Here is a 3,799-nt window from a genome sequence, read left to right as displayed (position 1 = left end):
CGCGGCGCTGCTGGCGCGGAACGACCATCTGGCCGGCGCCGGCCTGCGCGTCCTTGCGGCCGCAGCGGGACGCGGCGCGATCTCGGATGCGCCGCCGTCCGGCCTCGCATTCCTCGGCTTCGCCGGCCTCGCCGATCCGGTGAAGGGGGATGCGGGCGAGGCTATCGCGCTGTTCCACAAGGCCGGCATCCGCACCATCATGATGACCGGCGACCAGCAGGGCACGGCGCTCGCGGTGGCCCGGTCGCTCGCTCTGTCGCGCACCGGCGTCCTGCGCATGGCCAGCGGGCCGGAGATCGCGAACCTCGATCAGGCCGCGCTGGGCGCGCTGGCGCTCGGCACCTCGGTGTTCGCCCGCGTCAGCCCGGCCGACAAGCTGCGCATCGTCGAGGCGCTGCAGGCGAAGGGACGGCGCGTCGCCATGCTCGGCGACGGGGTGAATGACGGACCGGCGCTGCGCGCCGCGTCGGTGGGCGTGGCGGTGGGCGAGAAGGCGACCTCGGTCGCGCGCGAGGTGGCGGACCTCGTGCTCGCCCATGACGACCTGCGCGAACTCGCCCGCGCCATCGCCCGCGGCCGCGCCACCCAGGACAACGTGCGCAATTCCATCCGCTTCTTCTTCTCCACCAACCTCTCCGAGATCCTCGTGATGCTGGTGGAAACGCTGCACGGACGCGGCGAGGGCGAGACGCCCATGGAGCTGTTCTGGCTCAACCTCGTCACCGACGTGCTGCCGGCGCTCGGGCTCGCGCTCGCCGAGCCCCGCGGCGACGTGATGGCGCGCCCGCCCAATGACCATACCGCTCCGCTGTTCGACCGGCGCGAACTCGCCGACATGCTCGCCGACGGCGCCACCATCGCCGGCGCCGCGCTGGCCGGGCATTTCATCGCCTTGGCGCGCTCGGGAGTGGGGCCGCGCACCCGCACCGTCACCTTCACCACGCTGGCGCTGGCGCAGATCGCCAATGCGTGGGTGCTGCGGGATCGCTCGCCGGGAGCGGGCGAGGCCCTCCTCATTTCCGAGCGGCGGCTGGAGGCCACGCTCGCCGGCGCGATCGGCCTGCTCGCCGTGCCGTTCCTGGTGCCGGGCCTGCGGCGGCTGCTCGGCGTCGCGCCGGCCACCCTCGGCGACCTCGCTTTGGCGGCGAGCCTTGCCGGCGGCGCCTTCGCCATCAGCGAAGGACGCCGCATCGTGCGGATCGCCCCGGCGCCATCGCCTGTGGCGGCGTAGGGCCGCGCGACGCCTGCGTTGACGGGTGTCAATGGCGGGCGGTCGGGCCTTGCCTATAGAGGGCTATCGATCTCCCAGAGGAGTTCACGGCCATGGCGGACACGCTTTCCGAGACGAAGCCCGCACCCGATCGCCGCTCTCCCGGCCGGCGCATGATGAAGGCGGCGATCTTCGTCGAGAAGGATCGCATCGTGCTCGACGAGAAGCCGATCCCGGAGGTGGGGCCGCTCGACGCCCTCATCCGCGTCACCACCACCACCATCTGCGGCACCGACATCCACATCCTCAAGGGCGAGTATCCGGTGGCGAAGGGCCTCACCATCGGTCACGAGCCGGTGGGCGTCATCGAGAAGCTCGGCTCCGCGGTGGAGGGCTTCGCGGAAGGCCAGCGGGTGATCGCCGGCGCCATCACCCCGTCCGGCTATTCCAATGCCTGCCTGTGCGGCTGCGGCTCGCAGGACGGGCCGCGCACGAGGCACGGCTTCAAGCCCATGGGCGGCTGGCGCTTCGGCAACACCATCGACGGCGCGCAGGCGGAATACCTGCTGGTGCCCGACGCGATGACCAATCTCGCCGCCGTCCCGGATACGCTCGCCGACGAGCAGGTGCTCATGTGCCCGGACATCATGTCCACCGGCTTCTCCGGCGCCGAGAGCGGCAAGGTGAAGATCGGCGACGTGGTGGCGGTGTTCGCGCAGGGCCCCATCGGCCTGTGCGCCACCGCCGGTGCCCGCCTCATGGGGGCGACGCGCATCATCGTCGTCGACCAGATGGAGGCCCGCCTCAAGGTCGCCCGCGCCATGGGCGCCGACGACACCGTGGACTTCTCCAAGGTGGACCCGGTGGAGGAGATCCTGCGCCTCACCGACGGGCGCGGCGTCGACGTCGCCATCGAGGCGCTGGGGCGCCAGGCGACGTTCGAGGCAGCGCTCCGGGTGCTGCGGCCCGGCGGCACGCTGTCCTCGCTCGGGGTCTATTCCAGCGACCTGACGATCCCGCTCGACGCCTTCCTCGCCGGCCTCGGCGACAACACCATCGTCACCACGCTCTGCCCCGGCGGCAAGGAACGCATGCGCCGGCTGATGGACGTGGTGGCCTCCGGCCGGTGGACACGCGCGCCCTCGTCACCCACCGTTTCAAGCTGGACGACATCGAGGCCGCTTACGATCTGTTCGGACATCAGCGCGACGGGGTCCTCAAGGTGGCCATCACGCCGTAACATGTGCGCGGCACAATCGGCCTTCATCGTTTCGGCAAGGGGATCGGCGAGAGCATGGGACCGGAAAAGATGTTGCGCGGCGGCTTCCTCCTGGGTCTCGCCGTGGGGGGTCGGGGGCCGCCGTGGTCGGGCCGGACGCTGTGGCGGCTGGCCCGCCCCGCAGCGAAGGACGCCATCAAGGCCGGCGTCGCCGGCTACGGTGCCGCGCGGGTCGCGCTCGCCCGCGTCGGCGAAGAGGTCGAGGACCTGATGGCCGAGGCCGCGCACGAGATGAAGGAAGCCGCCGCCAAGGCCGCCGCGGCCGAGAGCGAGGCGGAGGGGCGCGACTGGCGCCATCGTCCCGTGGCTGAGCGCCCGCGCCCCGTCCATGCGCGGCTGGCGCATCGGGCCGGCACGCGCACGCGTCTGGTGCTCCTCGCAAAGGTGGCGCACGAGCGTCTCGTGGCGCTGGCGGACGCGCTCGCGGCAGCGGGCATCGAGAAGGTGGAGATCCGGCCGGATACCGGCAGCATCATCCTGACCCACGGGACCCCTGGGAGGATCTCGCGCCGGTGCTGGACGGGGCCGGCCTCAAGGTCGCCGCCGAGGCGCCGCCGGAGCCGGAGCCCGCGCCGATCGAGGAGGCCACCGCGCGCCTCGCCAAGGCGGACTTGCTCATGGCCTTCGCCACCAAGGGCCGGCTCGATCTTCAGAATGCCGCCTTCCTGGCGCTGGCGCTCGGCGGCCTCGTCCAGCTGGCGCGCGGGCGGGTGGCGGGACCGGCGCTCACATTGTTCGGGCAAGCGCTGACGCTCGCCGTGCTCAGGGACCGGCGTCCGCCGCTGTAAGCGCCTGGGTGATCGTGAACGCGGAGGTGCGATGCCGGACCATCCCTCGTCCCCGGCTCCGGGCGGCCCCGGCCAGCATGTGGTGGCGGACCAGAGCGCGGTGTTCGCGTTCCTCGCGGACCCGGCGACCCACGGCCTGCCGCCGGGCGAGCGCGTCACGCGCATCGACACCCACGGGGCCGCGGTCTTCCTCGCCGGGCCGTTCGCCTACAAGGTGAAGCGGGCGGTCCTGTTCCCCTTCATGGACTTCTCGACGCTCGAGAAGCGCCGCGCCGCCTGCGCCGCCGAGGTGGCGATCAGCGGTGCGGGGGCGCCCGGCCTCTATCTCGGCGTCGTGCCCATCGTGCGGCGGGGCGACGGCCTCGCGCTCGGCGGCGACGGCGCGGCGGTGGATGCATGCCGTGTAAAGATGCGCCGCTTCGACACCGAAACTCACTCTCGAACGAACGGTGGCCGAGCGCGGCGCGCTGACGCCGGGCCTCGCCAAGGCGCTGGCGGCGACCGTCACCGCCGCCCATGCCG

2 protein-coding genes and 3 pseudogenes are annotated in these 3,799 nt (G+C 72.6%); all 5 read left to right on the top strand.

Annotated elements, in window-relative coordinates; all coding sequences use genetic code 11:
• Positions 1 to 1,231, top strand: a 1,231-nt coding sequence (locus AC2W7M_RS21735; RefSeq protein WP_486134847.1) for an HAD-IC family P-type ATPase, incomplete at its 5' end; no start/stop codon positions are given.
• 155 nt (positions 1,232 to 1,386) lie between these two features.
• Positions 1,387 to 2,450: pseudogene (locus tag AC2W7M_RS21730) on the top strand (NAD(P)-dependent alcohol dehydrogenase).
• Between the two features lie 54 nt (positions 2,451 to 2,504).
• Positions 2,505 to 2,666 (top strand): annotated as a pseudogene (locus tag AC2W7M_RS21725) (hypothetical protein); the annotation flags it as partial.
• A 335-nt stretch (positions 2,667 to 3,001) separates the two neighbouring features.
• Positions 3,002 to 3,277, top strand: coding sequence for a hypothetical protein (locus AC2W7M_RS21720; protein WP_486134849.1), 276 nt, complete (start codon positions 3,002 to 3,004; stop codon positions 3,275 to 3,277).
• A 31-nt stretch (positions 3,278 to 3,308) separates the two neighbouring features.
• Positions 3,309 to 3,799 (top strand): annotated as a pseudogene (locus tag AC2W7M_RS21715) (hypothetical protein); the annotation flags it as partial.

Source organism: Xanthobacter sp. BG11Y11_SDJG (genome assembly GCF_057364445.1).
Note: the sequence above shows the minus strand (reverse complement) of the source record. Positions and strands in the feature narration are given on the sequence as shown.